General features: G+C 66.2%; 13 protein-coding genes, 1 tRNA gene, 1 other RNA gene and 1 pseudogene. 12 read left to right on the forward strand and 4 right to left on the reverse strand.

The window, feature by feature from the left end:
• Positions 1-15: 15 nt before the first annotated feature.
• From G554_RS0106720 to G554_RS0106735, 3 genes are all read right to left on the reverse strand, one after another.
• Complete coding sequence (locus G554_RS0106720) at positions 16-585, reverse strand: hypothetical protein (RefSeq protein ID WP_154654205.1); 570 nt, start codon at positions 583-585, stop codon at positions 16-18.
• Between the two features lie 13 nt (positions 586-598).
• Positions 599-2,590, reverse strand: coding sequence for an AAA family ATPase (locus G554_RS15125; RefSeq protein WP_245569983.1), 1,992 nt, complete (start codon positions 2,588-2,590; stop codon positions 599-601).
• Positions 2,591-2,842: 252 nt separating this feature from the next.
• Positions 2,843-2,916, reverse strand: a tRNA-Val gene (locus G554_RS0106735).
• Positions 2,917-2,990: 74 nt separating this feature from the next.
• Here G554_RS0106735 and prfB point away from each other — a divergent pair.
• From prfB to ssrA, 12 genes are all read left to right on the forward strand, one after another.
• Positions 2,991-4,097 carry a peptide chain release factor 2 gene (gene prfB, locus G554_RS0106740; protein WP_027587317.1) on the forward strand — a complete coding sequence of 369 codons (1,107 nt, stop codon included), beginning with the start codon at positions 2,991-2,993 and terminating at the stop codon, positions 4,095-4,097.
• 123 nt (positions 4,098-4,220) lie between these two features.
• The gene (ftsE, locus tag G554_RS0106745; RefSeq protein ID WP_027587318.1) at positions 4,221-4,907 is read left to right on the forward strand and encodes a cell division ATP-binding protein FtsE; all 687 of its coding nucleotides are present in this window, start codon (positions 4,221-4,223) and stop codon (positions 4,905-4,907) included.
• A 66-nt stretch (positions 4,908-4,973) separates the two neighbouring features.
• A complete protein-coding gene (gene ftsX, locus G554_RS0106750) occupies positions 4,974-5,876 on the forward strand; it encodes a permease-like cell division protein FtsX (protein ID WP_211220413.1) in 903 nt (300 codons plus the stop codon).
• Between the two features lie 64 nt (positions 5,877-5,940).
• Positions 5,941-6,423 (forward strand): SsrA-binding protein SmpB, encoded by a 483-nt coding sequence (gene smpB / locus G554_RS0106755; protein ID WP_027587320.1) that lies wholly within the window; start codon positions 5,941-5,943, stop codon positions 6,421-6,423.
• A 100-nt stretch (positions 6,424-6,523) separates the two neighbouring features.
• On the forward strand, positions 6,524-7,621 hold the full coding sequence (argC, locus tag G554_RS0106760; protein ID WP_027587321.1) for an N-acetyl-gamma-glutamyl-phosphate reductase: 1,098 nt from the start codon (positions 6,524-6,526) through the stop codon (positions 7,619-7,621).
• Positions 7,622-7,682: 61 nt separating this feature from the next.
• On the forward strand, positions 7,683-8,849 hold the full coding sequence (gene argJ, locus G554_RS0106765; protein WP_027587322.1) for a bifunctional glutamate N-acetyltransferase/amino-acid acetyltransferase ArgJ: 1,167 nt from the start codon (positions 7,683-7,685) through the stop codon (positions 8,847-8,849).
• Positions 8,846-9,796 (forward strand): acetylglutamate kinase, encoded by a 951-nt coding sequence (argB, locus tag G554_RS0106770; protein WP_027587323.1) that lies wholly within the window; start codon positions 8,846-8,848, stop codon positions 9,794-9,796. Before argJ ends, argB begins: the two co-directional genes overlap by 4 nt.
• Positions 9,789-11,039, forward strand: coding sequence for an acetylornithine transaminase (locus G554_RS0106775; protein ID WP_027587324.1), 1,251 nt, complete (start codon positions 9,789-9,791; stop codon positions 11,037-11,039). The genes argB and G554_RS0106775 overlap by 8 nt, the downstream gene beginning before the upstream one ends.
• A gap of 1 nt (position 11,040) precedes the next feature.
• Positions 11,041-11,991, forward strand: coding sequence for an ornithine carbamoyltransferase (gene argF, locus G554_RS0106780; RefSeq protein ID WP_027587325.1), 951 nt, complete (start codon positions 11,041-11,043; stop codon positions 11,989-11,991).
• Between the two features lie 105 nt (positions 11,992-12,096).
• Entirely contained in the window at positions 12,097-13,527 is a 1,431-nt protein-coding gene (gene argH / locus G554_RS0106785; RefSeq protein ID WP_027587326.1) for an argininosuccinate lyase, read from the forward strand.
• Positions 13,528-13,612: 85 nt separating this feature from the next.
• A complete protein-coding gene (locus G554_RS15130) occupies positions 13,613-14,269 on the forward strand; it encodes a DUF1707 and DUF4870 domain-containing protein (RefSeq protein WP_051232611.1) in 657 nt (218 codons plus the stop codon).
• A 118-nt stretch (positions 14,270-14,387) separates the two neighbouring features.
• Positions 14,388-14,756, forward strand: a transfer-messenger RNA (tmRNA) gene (gene ssrA, locus G554_RS16960).
• A gap of 235 nt (positions 14,757-14,991) precedes the next feature.
• Here the strand turns inward: ssrA and G554_RS17585 are convergent.
• A pseudogene (locus G554_RS17585) lies at positions 14,992-15,150 on the reverse strand (IS1380 family transposase); the annotation flags it as partial.

Below are 15,150 nucleotides of genomic sequence, written 5' to 3' on the forward strand. Positions count from 1 at the left end.
CTCCAAGTTGATCGGCTAAATCGCTCGGCGCTGGGCGGCGAGTTCATCGACCGCGGCCGTGGTCTTGACTGGGCGGGCCACCCCAATGATGAACGTCTCGACGGTGAACGGACGGGTGGTGGTCAGGAACTTCTTCACCGCGGCCTTGATGTTGCTGGCGCCGAAGCTGGTGTACTTCTTGCTCTGAAGCGCAACACCGGTGCCATCAGGCGCGAGAGCCACGATGTCCAGACCCTTCTGCGCCTGACCGCGATCACCATATAGCTGCGCGTGCCGTAAACCCTTCACGTCACGCATCACGCGCCATTGCAGGCGCTCGAAGTCCTCCCAAGACAAGCCGTTGAAAGGCAGCAGGTCGAGCTTGCCGATTACCGGTGCCCCCACAGGAGTCGACGGTGCGGTATTGAGTGTCGAGCCGAGCTGGATCGGCTGCCAATCTGACATATAGCTCACCTCGCTCCCTCGTTGCTCATCTTGCTTTGGCTTGCCCGTCGGCTGGCAGCGACGTTCCCATGATCTCAGGAGCTGAGGTTCTTCGACGATCTGAACGGCGCGAAGATCGGCAGGCTCGTCGGGATTCGCCACAGAGGCGTGACAATCAGGGTATCGAGGTGACCAGCGCGCGAGCGGCATCGATCACCTCGGTCAGCACACCACTGGGGTCAACAGGGCACTCCTGAGCGGCAAGGGCGTAAGTCGCTGCGTTCTTCCCCGCTGCGCCACGACTGCTGTTCACGATCGACTGTCGAGTCTTGTTCCAGTCACCCCATTCGTTCTCGATCACGTCCTCCAGCCGGTCTGCCCACACGTGAACGTTGGCGCTTACCTGTCCCTCGGGGTTGTCGACAATGGTCTCTCCCAGGTAGGCAAGTAGCCGTCGGTTCGTGCCGATCTCGTTCGCCTCGGTGGCAGCGGCCTCGTTCTCGGGCTTCCCGTCAGCTCGCTGCCGCGACCCGCAACCCTTGTCATTGTCGAACACGACGAGCGTCGGGATGGACAGCTCGGCGAGGATTGCGTGAGGCGTGAACAGGTGTTGTTTCCCACCGGAGTAGGCGACAGTCACGCCCTCCACCTCCAGGGCGGTCTGCCCCTTTCGTGCCGCGATGCCATCGAGGATGCCCTTGTCAGTGTCCCCCTCCACCAAGACCACGGCGGCCGCGAAGAAGGCTTCGGCTAGGTTCTTGGTACAGACCTGATCCCACCTTGACCGGAGAGATGCGTCAGTCACTCCGGAGCCATCGAGCCGCTTTGCGACGGCATCGATAGACGCGAAGTGGACGGTGACCGACGGATGTTCGCTCGGCGCATGCTGACGGCGAGTGACGCGGCGAACCTGGTCGAAGAATCTTGGGTCGACAAAATACGGCGAATGTGTCGCGTACATGACCTGGAGCCCGCCCTCGGCGTCGTCTGATAGATCACGCAGCACCTTCGAGAAGACTCGCGCCTGGGTGGGATGCTGAAACAGCTCAGGCTCCTCAATGGCGAGGCAAATGACGCTGCCGTCGTTGTCTTGTGCACCGCGGGCAGCGAGCAACTTGAGCGAGGAGATCAGGAGCGCGCGCTGGAAGCCGTGTCCCTGCCGATCCACGCTGGTCTCGCTCAGAGCGTCGCTGATGGCGACGCTGATCGACGCCGGGCTGGGACGTACGTCGGGAGTTCGCGGGTGGAGTCGAACACCACGACCAGCGGCGAAGGCACTCACCTCGGCGGTCAGCGCGTCAGCCAGGTCCTTGAGTTGCTGGCCCAGGTGTTCTTCGTTGATCGCAGCCTGCTTCTCGCTGACCTCTCGAGCGAGAGCCTCGAACGCTGCATTGGCGCCGTCGCGGTTGATCGCGCGTTCAAGGATGCGCCCGATAATCGTCTTCTTGCCCTCCACGCTCTCTTCACTGGCGCGAAGATCAGCCGTCACGAGCACGTAGTCGAAAAGTCCCGACAACTTGTTTTGCCCGTTGAAGCCGAACAGGTGGGTGACGCCGCTCTCCGTCTCTTCGAGGCGATCAGAGTTGTCGCTCTCCCATAGCGTCATCGCTTGGTCGGCAGCGCCGAGGTTCGTCCACTTCGGCAGCCCGGGCACTTCACCGTTTGAGATCAGGGCGTCCCAAAGGGCTTTCTTGTCCTTCGCTGCTCCAGCATTCCGGATCTCCTCGAACGCTGGGAACGACCGGGCTCGCGCGGTCATCTTGTCGCTACCGTCGTCCCAAATCCGCCAGGCTGTGAAGATCGTGGAGTCGGGAGGAGCGTAAGTCGGGCCCAGGGCTTCGCGATCCGCAACGGTGAGGTCAGTGAAGTTGACCTCGACGCTGATCCGGCGGTCGTTGGCGGCCCCGGAGTAGACGTCCTCATCGGCCAGGCGTGTTTCACCGTTGAAGAACCAGTCCAGTGCGCGGAGAACTGTCGATTTTCCTGCCCCGTTTGGCCCGACGAACGACGTCAGCGCCTCCATGTCGACGCGCACGTCTTCTAGACATCGGAAGTTCTTGATCCTGACGGACTTGATGCGCATCTCTACATCCTTGATCGCGGTTGCGTTGCCGATGCCATCCTCGCAGTGGGTGTGTCCGCAGCCCGCGTACGACACGGGCGACATCTCGCTCACGTCGAGGGAGTGAAGGGACTGCTACACAGATAGGTCGGCTCCCAGACAGCTGACCGGTCGGAGACCTCGACACCTACCTATCAGGTACCCCACCTCCCCTACGCCGACGGTCAGCGTTACCTGACCCAAGCCAGCGCACTAGGGAGCGGGTTGCCAACGCGCTACGGCTCCTCGCCTGCACCCATTCTGGATGCAGTACACGTACCGCGTGTTTGAACATCGTTGCTCAGATCCGGGTCGGGGTGGGCACAGCCGGGCTCGAACCGGCGACCTCCAGCGTGTAAGGCAGGCGCTCTGACCAACTGAGCTATGTGCCCGGGTCCATCTCGGGACGCAGACACCCTATCCTCACCCCCGCGCCGCACCCGCTGGCACGGTAGAATGGTGCGTCGTGGCACTTGTAGACCTTCAGCAGACAGCCGACGACCTCGATCACTCCCTGAAATCCATCGAGTCGGTGCTCGACCCAGACGCCAAGCGTGCAGAGATCGCCAAGCTCGAGAAGGAGGTCGCCGCACCCGACCTGTGGGACGACCAGGAGCACGCCCAGCAGACCACATCGCGGCTGTCGGCCCTGCAGTCCGAGGTCGACCGGCTCCAGCACCTGCGGTCCAGGATCGACGACGTCCAGGTCCTGCTGCAGTTCGCAGCCGAGGACGGCGACGAGGACTCCGCCACCGAGGCCGATCAGGAACTGTCCTCGCTGCGCACCGAGATCGATGCCCTGGAGGTCCGCACCCTGCTGTCGGGCCCCTATGACGAGCGCGAGGCCGTCGTGACGATCCGTTCGGAGGCCGGCGGCGTGGATGCCGCGGACTTCGCCGAGATGCTGCTGCGGATGTACCTGCGCTGGGCCGAGCGCCATGAGTACAAGGTGGAGGTGCTCGACACCTCCTACGCCGAGGAGGCCGGTATCAAGTCCGCCACCTTCATCGTCCATGCGCCCTTCGGCTACGGAACCCTGTCGGTCGAGCAGGGCACCCACCGGCTGGTGCGGATCAGTCCCTTCGACAATCAGGGACGCCGTCAGACCTCCTTCGCGGGGGTCGAGGTGCTGCCGGTGGTCGAGGAGACCGACCACGTGGACATCCCCGAGACTGATCTGCGCGTCGACGTCTTCCACGCCTCGGGCCCCGGCGGTCAGGGCGTCAACACCACCGACTCCGCCGTCCGCCTCACCCACCTGCCGACCGGCATCGTGGTGAGCTGTCAGAACGAGCGCTCCCAGATCCAGAACAAGGCCGCCGCCCTGCGGGTCCTCCAGGCGAAGCTGCTGGAGAAGGCCCGCGCCGATCAGGAGGCCGAGATGAACTCGCTGAAGTCGGAGGGCAACTCCTGGGGAGCCCAGATGCGCTCCTATGTGCTGCACCCCTATCAGATGGTCAAGGACCTGCGGACCAACTACGAGGTCGGCAACACCGATGCCGTCTTCGACGGTGACATTGACAACTTCATCGACGCCGGGATCCGCTGGCGTCGTAGCCAGGCCCAGCAGTGATCGGGGATCTGAGGATCTCGCTGGCGAGTCCGACTTGCGTGTGAGCCGGCGTCTCATAGACTCGTCTCGACAGGTCTGAGAAATTCTCAGGAACTCGTACACGAATCAACCAAGGACGGTCCGTTGATCACCTTCGACAATGTCACCAAGGTCTACGAGGGCCAGGCTAAGCCCGCCCTCAAGGGTGTCAACGTCGACATCGACAAGGGGGAGTTCGTCTTCCTGGTCGGTCAGTCGGGGTCGGGCAAGTCGACCTTCATCAGGCTCATCCTTCGCGAGTACCGCCCCACCAGGGGCACCATCTATGTCGCCGGCAAGGACCTGTCCACCCTGCACAGCTGGAAGGTCCCGGCTCTGCGGCGCCAGATCGGCACCGTGTTCCAGGACTTCCGGCTGCTGCCGGGCAAGACCGTCTACGAGAACGTCGCCTTCGCCCTCCAGGTGATCGGCCGTCCCACCCGCGAGATCAAGAAGGTCGTCCCGCAGACCCTGGAACTGGTGGGGCTGGCCGAGAAGGGCAAGCGGATGCCCGATGAGCTGTCGGGCGGTGAGCAGCAGCGGGTCGCAGTGGCCAGGGCCTTCGTCAACCGCCCCAAGATCCTGATCGCCGATGAGCCGACCGGCAACCTCGACCCGGCCACCAGCGTCGGCATCATGAAGTTGCTGGACCGGATCAACCGGACCGGTACCACGGTCATCATGGCCACCCATGACTCCACCATCGTCGACCAGATGCGCCGGCGCGTCATCGAGCTGGACAGCGGCGCGGTCATCCGCGACCAGCGTGAGGGCGTCTACGGCACCGCCTGAGATTCCGACCAGCCCTCATTTCCCGGATTCACCACTGACTTCGAACCACCCTGAGGAAGCCCATTCATGCGTCACACCCTGAGAGAGACCTGGACGGGTCTACGCCGAAACCTCACCATGACGCTCGCGGTGATCGTCACGATGTGGGTCTCCTTGTCCCTGTTCGGTGCGGCGCTGCTGGCCAACCAGCAGGTCGATCTGGTCAAGGGGAAGTGGTACGACAAGATCGAGGTCTCGGTCTTCCTGTGCGTGCCGAACGTCTCGGGCGGCCAGTGCACCTCCGGGGATGGAGCGACCCAGGCCCAGAAGGACAACATCCGCAAGGTCCTGGAGGCCAACCCGCAAGTCCAGGAGGTCTACTACGAGTCCAAGCACGAGGCCTACCAGGAGTACCAGCGGGTCTATCGGGACTCCCCGGTCAAGGACGTCCTGACCGAGGCGACCATCCAGGACTCCTTCCGGGTCAAGCTGCGCGACCCGCAGCAGTACCTGGGCGTGGTCGAACAGGCCAAGGGGCTACCCGGGGTGCAAGCAGTCCTGGATCTCCACCCGGTGCTCGACCCACTCTTCATGTGGCTCAACGCCCTGAAATGGGGAACCCTCGGGATGTCGGTGCTGCTGCTGATCGCAGCCGCCCTCCAGATCGGCAACACCATCAGGATGGCGGCATTCTCACGACGCCGGGAACTGGGGATCATGAGACTGGTCGGCGCCTCGAATGCCTATATTCTCACGCCCTTCCTGCTGGAGTCCCTGGTCGCCGGGGTGATCGGCGGTCTGCTCGCCAGTGGCACCCTGGCGCTGGGGGTCTACTTCGTCATCATCAAGAAGGCCGCCACCTCCATCACCACCATCGTGTGGATCGGATGGCACCAGGCACTGCTGGCGATGGCGGCGATGCTGGTGGTGTCCATCGTGCTGTCGGTGCTGCCCGCCTTCGTCGCCACCAGGCGATATCTGAAGGTCTAGCCGGGTAGCATGGGGCGCCGCGTCGCAATGAGCTGTGTCACCGGCGGCGCCCAAGGAGGTCGGTATGCCCAGGGAGAAGGGCGAGCGCATCGTCGCACGCAACAAGAAGGCCCTTCATGACTATGCCATCGGCGAGCGCTGGGAGGCCGGGATGGTGCTCCAGGGCACCGAGGTGAAGTCGCTCCGCGCCGGGAAGGCATCACTGGGGGACGCCTTCGCCCAGGTGGATGACCACGGCGAGGTGTGGCTGTACAACCTGCACATTCCCGAGTACGCCTTCGGCACCTGGCGCAACCATGAGGTGATGCGCAAGCGCAAGCTGCTGCTGTCGAAGCGCGAGATCGCGAAGCTGTCACGGGAGTCGGCCGATTCCGGCAGGACCATCGTCCCGCTGTCGCTGTACTTCAAGGACGGCTACGCCAAGGTCGAGATCGCGGTGGCCACCGGAAAGCGGGACTGGGACAAGCGCCAGGCCATCAAGCAGCGCGATGCCGACCGCGAGGCCCGCCGCGCCATATCGGCCAGGATCAAGCACGGCCGTCGGTGAGTCGACGAGGGCCGCTCTGAAGCTGCTCGAGGTCCGGCGCGGCAGCCGCGATGCGGGTTGTCCGGGTGAGTTGTGGGCCCCCCGGCCATGATGTATAAATATGCACATGACTGCAAAGCCATTCAGTGTGGCGGTGGCCGGCGCGTCCGGCTATGCGGGGTCAGAGGCGGCCCGGCTCATTGTTGGGCACCCCCATATGCACCTGGGTGCGCTCGCCGCGCACACCAATGCCGGCCAGCCGGTGGCCATTGTGCTGCCGCAACTGGCGGGGACTCCCGACGTGGCCGAGACCTTCACGGAGATGGACCCGGAGCTGCTCGCCGGACATGACGCCGTGGTCCTGGGGCTGCCGCACGGAGCCTCGGCCGAGCTGGCCGGCCGGCTCATCGAGCTCAATCCGGATCTGGTGATCGTCGACGCCGGGGCCGACTTCCGGCTGGTCTCGGCCGCCGACTGGCAGTCCTTCTACGGCGGCGAGCATGCCGGGACATGGCCCTACGGACTGCCCGAGCTGCCGCTGGCAGCAGATCCCGCCCATCCGGGCGGTCACAAGCAGCGCGATGAGCTGCTGGGCCACAAGCACATCGCCGGACCCGGTTGCAATGCCTCGGCAGTGGCCCTGGGGCTGGCGCCGGTGGTGGCGGCCGGCCTGCTGGAGCCTGCTGGGCTGTCGGCGGTGCTGCCGGTCGGCACCTCGGGGGCCGGACGCAAGGCGAGAACCGAGATGATCTTCGCCGAGGTCAATGGCGGTGCCAGGCCCTACTCGAGCGGCGGCGTCCACCGGCACCTGCCCGAGATCCTCCAGTCCCTGCACAAGGCCGGTGCACCCCAGCAGACCAGCCTGTCGATGACGGCGATCCTGGTGCCGATGAGCCGGGGAATCCTGGCGGTCTGCAACGGCCGCTCCGCCGACCGGGTCTCCACCGGCAGTCTGCTGGAGTGCCTGTCGGATGCCTATGCCGATGAGCCCTTCGTCACTGTCCTGCCGGAGGGACAGATGGCCTCCACCCATCCGGTGATCGGCTCCAACATGGTGCGGATGTCGGCGGTGGCGGACCCGGCCTCCGGAGTCTCGACGGTGATGGTGGCCATCGACAATCTCGTCAAGGGCACCGCCGGGGCAGCCCTGCAGTGCCTCAACCTGGCGCTGGGACTGCCCGAGACAGAGGGTCTGTCGCGAGTCGGGCTGGCCCCCTGACAGCCGCCCCGTCCCACCCAATTCTGCGGCCTGCTCGGCCGATTTCACGGAGAGAATCACCATGTCAGTCACATATCCCAAGGGCTTCCGGGCCAGCGGAGTCAGCGCCGGCCTGCGCAGGAACGGCAACCCCGATCTGGCCCTCATCGTCAATGACGGACCGTTGCGGTCGGCAGCCGGCGTCCTCACCAGCAACCGGGTGTTCGCCGCACCGGTGGGCTGGTGCCGAGAGGTGCTGGCCGGCGGCGTCGCCCATGCGGTGGTCGCCAACTCGGCCTGTGCCAATGCCTGCACCGGACCCGAGGGGCTGGCCGACACCAGGGCCGAGGCAGCCCTGGTCGCCGAGCTGGAGGACTGCAGTCAGGGTGAGGTGCTGGTGGCCTCCACCGGCATCATCGGCGAACGGCTCGAGATGGACAAGGTGCTGGCCGGTATCCATGCCGCCCACGCCCAGCTCGGGGTCGGCGCGGTGGCCGACGAGGCGGCCTCAAGATCGATCATGACCACCGACACCCACCCCAAGACCACCGAGATGGACTTCGACGGGGTCCGCTTCGGGGGAATCGCCAAGGGTGCCGGGATGCTGGCCCCCCAGCTGGCCACCATGCTGGTCTTCATCACCACCGATGCGGTGGTGGAGTCCGCCGACCTGCAGCAGGCGCTCGCCCCGGCCGCCGATGTCACCTTCTCCCGGGTCGACTCGGACGCCTGCATGTCCACCAATGACACCGTCATCGTGCTGGCCTCCGGGGGCTCCGGGATCCGGCTGAGCGGCGAGAGGCTCACCGAGGCGCTGTCAGCGGTGTGCGCGGATCTGGCCCGCCAGCTGGTGGCCGATGCCGAGGGATCCCACCACGACGTCCTTATCACCGTCAACCACGCCAGCTCGGTGGCGGCAGCGGTCGCGGTGGCCCGGGAGGTCTCCAGATCCAATCTCGTCAAGACCGCGATCGCCGGAAACGACCCCAACTGGGGCAGGATCCTCTCATCGGTCGGGTGCGTCCCGGTCTCCGTGGCACCCTTCGATCCCGATCAGGTCGACGTCGTCCTCAACGGCGTCACCATCTGCCGGGGCGGGATGATCGGGGAGGATCGCGAGCTGGTCGACATGACCGGCCGTGAGGTCCACATCGACATCGACCTGGCTGCCGGAGATGCCTCCGGGCACATCTGGACCAACGACCTGACACACGAGTACGTCGAAGAGAACAGCGCCTACACATCATGAGCATTGCACTGGATGTCCCATTGAACGCCTCCCAGAGCGCCGCACAGCGCAAGTCGGAGGTGCTGGTCGAGGCACTGCCGTGGATCCGCAGGTTCCAGGGCTGCACCGTGGTCGTCAAGTACGGCGGCAATGCGATGGTCGACCCCGTCCTGCAGCAGGCCTTCGCCGATGACATCGTCTTCATGGCCTCGGTCGGTATCCGACCGATCGTGGTGCACGGCGGCGGACCGCAGATCAACGCGATGCTGCACAACCAGGGCACCGCCGTCGAGTTCCGCAACGGCCTGAGGGTCACCAGCCCCGAGGTGATGGACGTCGTGAGGATGGTGCTGGTCGGCCAGGTGGGCCGCCAGCTGGTCAACCGGATCAACACCTTCGCCCCCCTGGCGATCGGCATGTCGGGAGAGGACGCCGGTCTGCTGTCGGCCAGGCGCACCCACGTGGAGATGGACGGGGAGCCGGTGGACATGGGCCTGGTGGGTGAGATCACCGACGTCAACACCGATCTCATCAACGACATGCTGGACCGTGCCCAGATCCCGATCATCGCCCCGGTGACTCCCGAGGTCGACGGCCAGGGCAATCCCACCGGTCAGATCCTCAATGTCAACGCCGACGCCGCAGCGACCGCGATCGCCCAGGCGTTGCGCGCCGAGAAGCTCGTGATGCTCACCAATGTGGCCGGCATCTACCGCACCTGGCCCGACCCGCGGACGCTGATACCCGACATCTCGGTCTCCGACCTGCGCCGGATGATCCCGCGGCTGGGGGAGGGGATGAGGCCCAAGGCCCAGGCTCTGCTGGAGGCCATCGACGGCGGGGTGACCAGTTCTGCGATCGTCGACGGGCGCATCGAGCACGCCCTGCTGCTGGAGATCTTCACCACCAAGGGAGTGGGCACGATGGCCCGCCCCGATGACTACGAGTCGGGAGTGACCGATGACTGAGGCATCCACCGGGACCGTCGCCGGTCTGGACCGGGATCTCGCCGAGGACTGGGGAGACCGCTACAAGGACCATCTGCTGGGTGTCTTCGGTTCCCCGCAGATGTGCCTGGTCCAGGGCCACGGCTGCTACGTCACCGATGCGGCCGGCAGGAACTACCTGGACCTGCTCGGCGGGATCGCCGTCAACGCCCTGGGATATGCCCACCCCGCCTGGGTGAGGGCGGTCTCGGCCCAGGCCGGGATCCTGGCCCACGTCTCCAACTTCTTCACCACGCCGGGTCAGCTGGCACTTGCCGAGAAGCTGCTGGAGATCGCCGGCGCACCCGAGGGGTCCGCGGCGTTCTTCTGCAACTCCGGAACCGAGGCCAACGAGGCGGCGCTGAAGATCGTCAAGGCCCACCACCGGGGAGGCCGGGTGCTGGCTCTGGAGCACGCCTTCCACGGCCGGACCCTCGGCGCCCTGGCGCTCACCTACAAACAGGCCTACCGGGCTCCGTTCGCACCGCTGGGCGCCGACGTCACCTTCATCCCGGCCGAGGACGTTGCCGCCCTGGTGGCTGAACTGCGCCAGGGCGATGTCGCCGGGATCTTCGTGGAACCGACCCAGGGAGAGGCCGGGGTCATCCCGCTGAGCCGGGAGTACCTGCAGGCGGTCCGCCGGCTGGCCAGCGAGCACGACGCCCTGCTGGTGGTCGACGAGGTGCAGTGCGGGATGGGCCGCACCGGAGGATGGTTCGCCCACCAGGCCGCCGGGATCCGGCCCGACATCATGACCTGCGCCAAGGCCCTGGGCGGAGGCTTCCCGATGGGGGCGGCCGTCACCTTCGGTCCGGCGATCACCGGGATCCTCGCCCCCGGACAGCACGGCACGACCTTCGGCGGCAACCCGCTCGCCTGCGCCGCCGCGCTGGCAGTGATCTCCACCATCGAGGACGACCACCTGCTGGAGAATGTCCGCCAGGTCGGACAGCACCTCATCGACACCATCACCGGATGCCATCCGCGAGTGGTCGAGGTGCGCGGCTCCGGGCTGCTGCTCGGCATCCAGCTGGACGCCGATATCGCCGGCGATGTGGTGACCGCAGCCAGGGGCCGAGGATTCATCATCAACGCCGCCAACCCGTCCACCATCCGGCTGGCGCCCCCCTACATCCTCACCGTGGCCCAGGCCGACAGCTTCACAGAAGCCCTGCCGGGACTGCTGGACGCGGTGTCCACCACGACCTCCCAGAAGGAGAACTGAGATGCGCCACTTCCTGCGCGACGACGACCTGACCAGTGCCGAGCAGCGGGCCGTGCTGGCCCGCGGGCTGGCGCTCAAGGCCGACCGTTTCGCTGAGACGCCGTTCGTCGGGCCCAGGACGGTGGCGGTGATCTTCGACAAGTCCTCGACCCGGACCCGGGTGTCCTTCGCGGTGGGCATCGCCGATCTGGGCGGCAGCCCGCTGGTGATCGACGCCGCCAGCTCGCAGATGGGACGCGGCGAGCCGATCAGCGACACCGCCAAGGTGCTGTCGTCGATGTGCTCGATGATTGTGTGGCGGACCTTCGGCCAGGAGCGCCTCGACCAGATGGCCGCCAGTTCGGCGGTGCCGGTGGTCAATGCCCTCACCGATCAGTTCCACCCCTGCCAGATCCTTGCAGACCTGCTCACCATCGCCGAGGTCAAGGGGGGTCTGTCCCCCGAGGGCCCGGCGCTGGCCGGGCGCAGCTTCGCCTACCTGGGTGACGGTGCCAACAACATGGCCGCCTCCTATCTGGTGGGAGGGGCACTGGCCGGAATGGAGGTGCGGATCGGGTGCCCCGAGTCGCACTCACCGCGCCCCGACGTCGTCGCCCGCGCCGCCGAGATCGCCGAGTCCACCGGCGGGTCGGTGCTGGTGACCACAGACCCGGCCGAGGCCGTGGCGGGGATCGACGCGGTGGCCACCGACACCTGGGCATCGATGGGATTCGAGGAGGCCGGACATGCCGCCGAGGGTGTCCTCAAGCCCTACCAGGTGACCTCCCAGCTGATGGACCTGGGGAATCAGGCGGTCTTCATGCACTGCCTGCCCGCCTACCGCGAGCACGAGGTGACCTCCGAGGTCATCGACGGGCCCGCCTCGGTGGTCTGGCAGGAGGCCGAGAACCGGCTGCATGCCCAGAAGGGGCTGATGGCCTGGCTGATGGACCCCGAGCAGATCGCCGGCTGAGGGCGCCGACCAGGGCTGACCCTCACCACCCGAGCCGCCGCCCGGAATGGCGCCGCGGCGTCTCCGAAGGGTTGAATAGTGGCGCCGATTCCCGAAAGGACCGATGTGACCACCCCGGACCAGACCAGTTCCAGTAAGCCGCTTGCCCTGTGGGGAGGCCGTTTCGCCGGCGGGCCCTCGCAGGCTCTGGCAGCGCTATCGGTCTCCACCCAGTTCGACTGGCGTCTGGCCCGCTACGACATCGCCGGATCCAAGGCCCACGCCAAGGTGCTGCACCACGCGGGCCTGCTGGACGACCAGCAGTTCGCCGACATGGAGGCCGCCCTGGACCGGCTGCTGGCCGACGTCAGCTCCGGGGCCTTCGCGCCCTCGCCCGACGACGAGGACGTCCACACCGCCCTGGAGCGCGGTCTCATCGAGCGCGCCGGTGCTGATCTGGGCGGCCGGATCCGGGCCGGCCGCTCCCGCAATGACCAGATCATCACCTTGCTGAGGATGTACCTGCGTGATGAGGCCCGGGCGTTGGCCGCCGACGTGCTGGACCTGGCAGAGGTGCTGGTCAAGCGCGCCGATCAGGTGGGGGACGCCGTGATCGCCGGCCGGACCCATATGCAGCACGCCCAGCCGGTGCTGCTGGCCCACCAGTTGATGGCCCACACCTGGCCACTGTTGCGCGACGTCGACCGGCTGCGGGATCTCGACCGGCGTCTGGACTCCAGCCCCTACGGCTCAGGTGCGCTGGCCGGGTCCAGCCTCGGCCTGGACCCCCAGGAGGTCGCCCACGATCTCGGCTTCACCGACTCGGTCGCCAATTCCATCGATGGCACCGCGGCCCGCGACGTCGTCGCGGAGTTCGCCTTCGTGGCCGCCCAGATCGGCGTCGACCTGTCGAGGATGTGCGAGGAGGTCATCATCTGGAACACCCGGGAGTTCAGCTACATCACCCTCGATGACTCCTACTCGACCGGCTCCTCGATCATGCCGCAGAAGAAGAACCCCGACATCGCCGAGCTGGCCCGTGGGAAGGCCGGTCGGATGATCGGCGACCTGGCTGGGCTGATGGCCTCCCTCAAGGGTCTGCCGCTGGCCTACACCCGAGACCTCCAGGAGGACAAGGAACCGGTCTTCGACCAGATCGACCAGCTTCACCTGTTGCTGCCGGCGGTCACCGGAATGATGGACACCGCTGTGTTCAACACCGAACGGATGGCCGAGATGGCTCCCCAGGGCTTCTCACTGGCCACCGACATCGCGGAGTGGCTGGTACGCAACGGGGTGCCCTTCCGTCATGCCCATGAACTCAGTGGCGCCTGTGTCAAGGAGTGCGAGAGCCAGGGCAAGGAACTGGCCGATCTCACCGATGCCGAGCTGGCGGCGATCGACCCGTTGCTCACCCCGGCGGTCCGTGAGGTGATGACCGTCCAGGGTTCGGTTGGTGCCAGGCTCGGGCGCGGCGGGACCGCTCCGGTGCGGGTGCACGAGCAGCTCGATGAGGCCCGTGGTCGGATAGCCCAGTTGCAGACCTTCCTGGGATGAGGGTCTTGCCAGGGGCGAGGGATGGGGGATCGGTCCGGGGCGCGGAGGCTGGGAAAAACGACGCTTGCGCGCAAGGATGGATGCTATGAGGAGTCCATTCGCCGATGCACCCTTCGGCACCCCAGCAAGCCCGTTCCGGCGCCCCGCCAGTGAGGACGGCAGTCTTGACTGGCGGGTCACCGATGCCCAGCGGGACCGTGTCGTCGACTACCTGGGCCAGGCCTACGCGGACGGGCGTCTGACCATCAGCGAGTTCGAGAAGCGGATGGAGGACGCCTTCGCGGCGCGTACCCGCAGAGAGCTCAACCAGACCTTGTCGGGGCTGGCGACAGTGCCGATGACCGCATCCCTGGCCAGGCCGTTGGCCCTGGGGCGTAGCACCGGCCCGACGCCGATGAGTTCGGTGGGGACGGGGCTGGTGGGGCTGGCACCTCTGACCTTCACCGGTCCGCTGGTGCCCCTGGTGGCCGTGGCGCTGACCGAAAAGGGCAGCTGGACCCGCTCCCAGGTCGCCAACCAGGCCAATGCGCAGATCTACATGTGGGCGGTGATGGTTCTGCTCGGCATCCTCCATGTCGCGAACCCCCTCATGGTGGCGGCGGGAGTCGGTTATCTGGCGCTGACCGTCATCCAGGCGGTCAAGGGGTTCCAGGGAGAGACCTGGCGCAGCCCGATCACCCGGGCCGTCCCGTTCCAGCTGATCAAGGAGCAGGACCGGCCGAGGAAGTCGCTGGGGCGCTGATCCGCCGGAGCTCAGGCGATCTGAGGTCGGTGAGCTACACTGGGGAGGTCCGCGGCGGTTCTGCCGTTGCGGCTGCGGGGCCTAGCTTGATCGGGCGCCGTGATTGACAACTGAACTAGGGGATGACTGGTTTCGACTTGGAACGGTGGTTCCAGGAGAAGCGGGCCGAGAATCCAGGGTCATCTCGTTAACGATCCCTGGGAACCAATAAGTGCTGACAACAATCGCACTGACTTCGCTCTCGCTGCCTGATCAGTGATCGAAGGGTCAGCCCGGATGTAGCCTTCCATTCGGGATCTGGCCTCATTTGAAGGCTTGCTGCGTGGTAGTGGTCACGGGGACCACGCGGGACTTAACTGTGACTGGGCTTGTCTGCACCGTGTCTGTGGGAGTGCAGGAGCCGAGTAGAACGACAGCACAGACTGCGCCCGGAGAATGTCTGGATCGTCTTTCAAGGACGCGGGTTCAATTCCCGCCATCTCCACATTGAGAAATGCCGCCCCTAGTCAGGGCGGCATTTCTGCTGTACAGGCGGATTTGGGCGTCCTAACCTCGATTTTTCATGGGTGGCTGCTGGGTGGGGGTTCGGCGGCTGTGTCGTCGAACTGAGCATTGATTCTGGCAGGCGGGTGCGACGGTTCGCCGCATGTCGCTGCGGGGGTCGGGCTGTCCGGGCCGTGGGGTTCTTTCAGATGGTGGGCGGTCAAGGTGCATACCGGGGGCTATCCCGCGGGGGCGGGCAGGCCCCGCAGCACGCCGACTGCGGCGACCACGGTGTCGACCCATGGTTGGCGATCCGAGACGTGCAGGATGACGCGCCGGCCGCTCCGGGCGAGGGTGGCGGGGATGGCGAACAGGCGATGGCGCAGCTTCTTGGGCTC

Origin of the sequence: Acidipropionibacterium thoenii DSM 20276, assembly GCF_000423445.1 — a bacterium.
Taxonomy (GTDB): domain Bacteria; phylum Actinomycetota; class Actinomycetes; order Propionibacteriales; family Propionibacteriaceae; genus Acidipropionibacterium; species Acidipropionibacterium thoenii.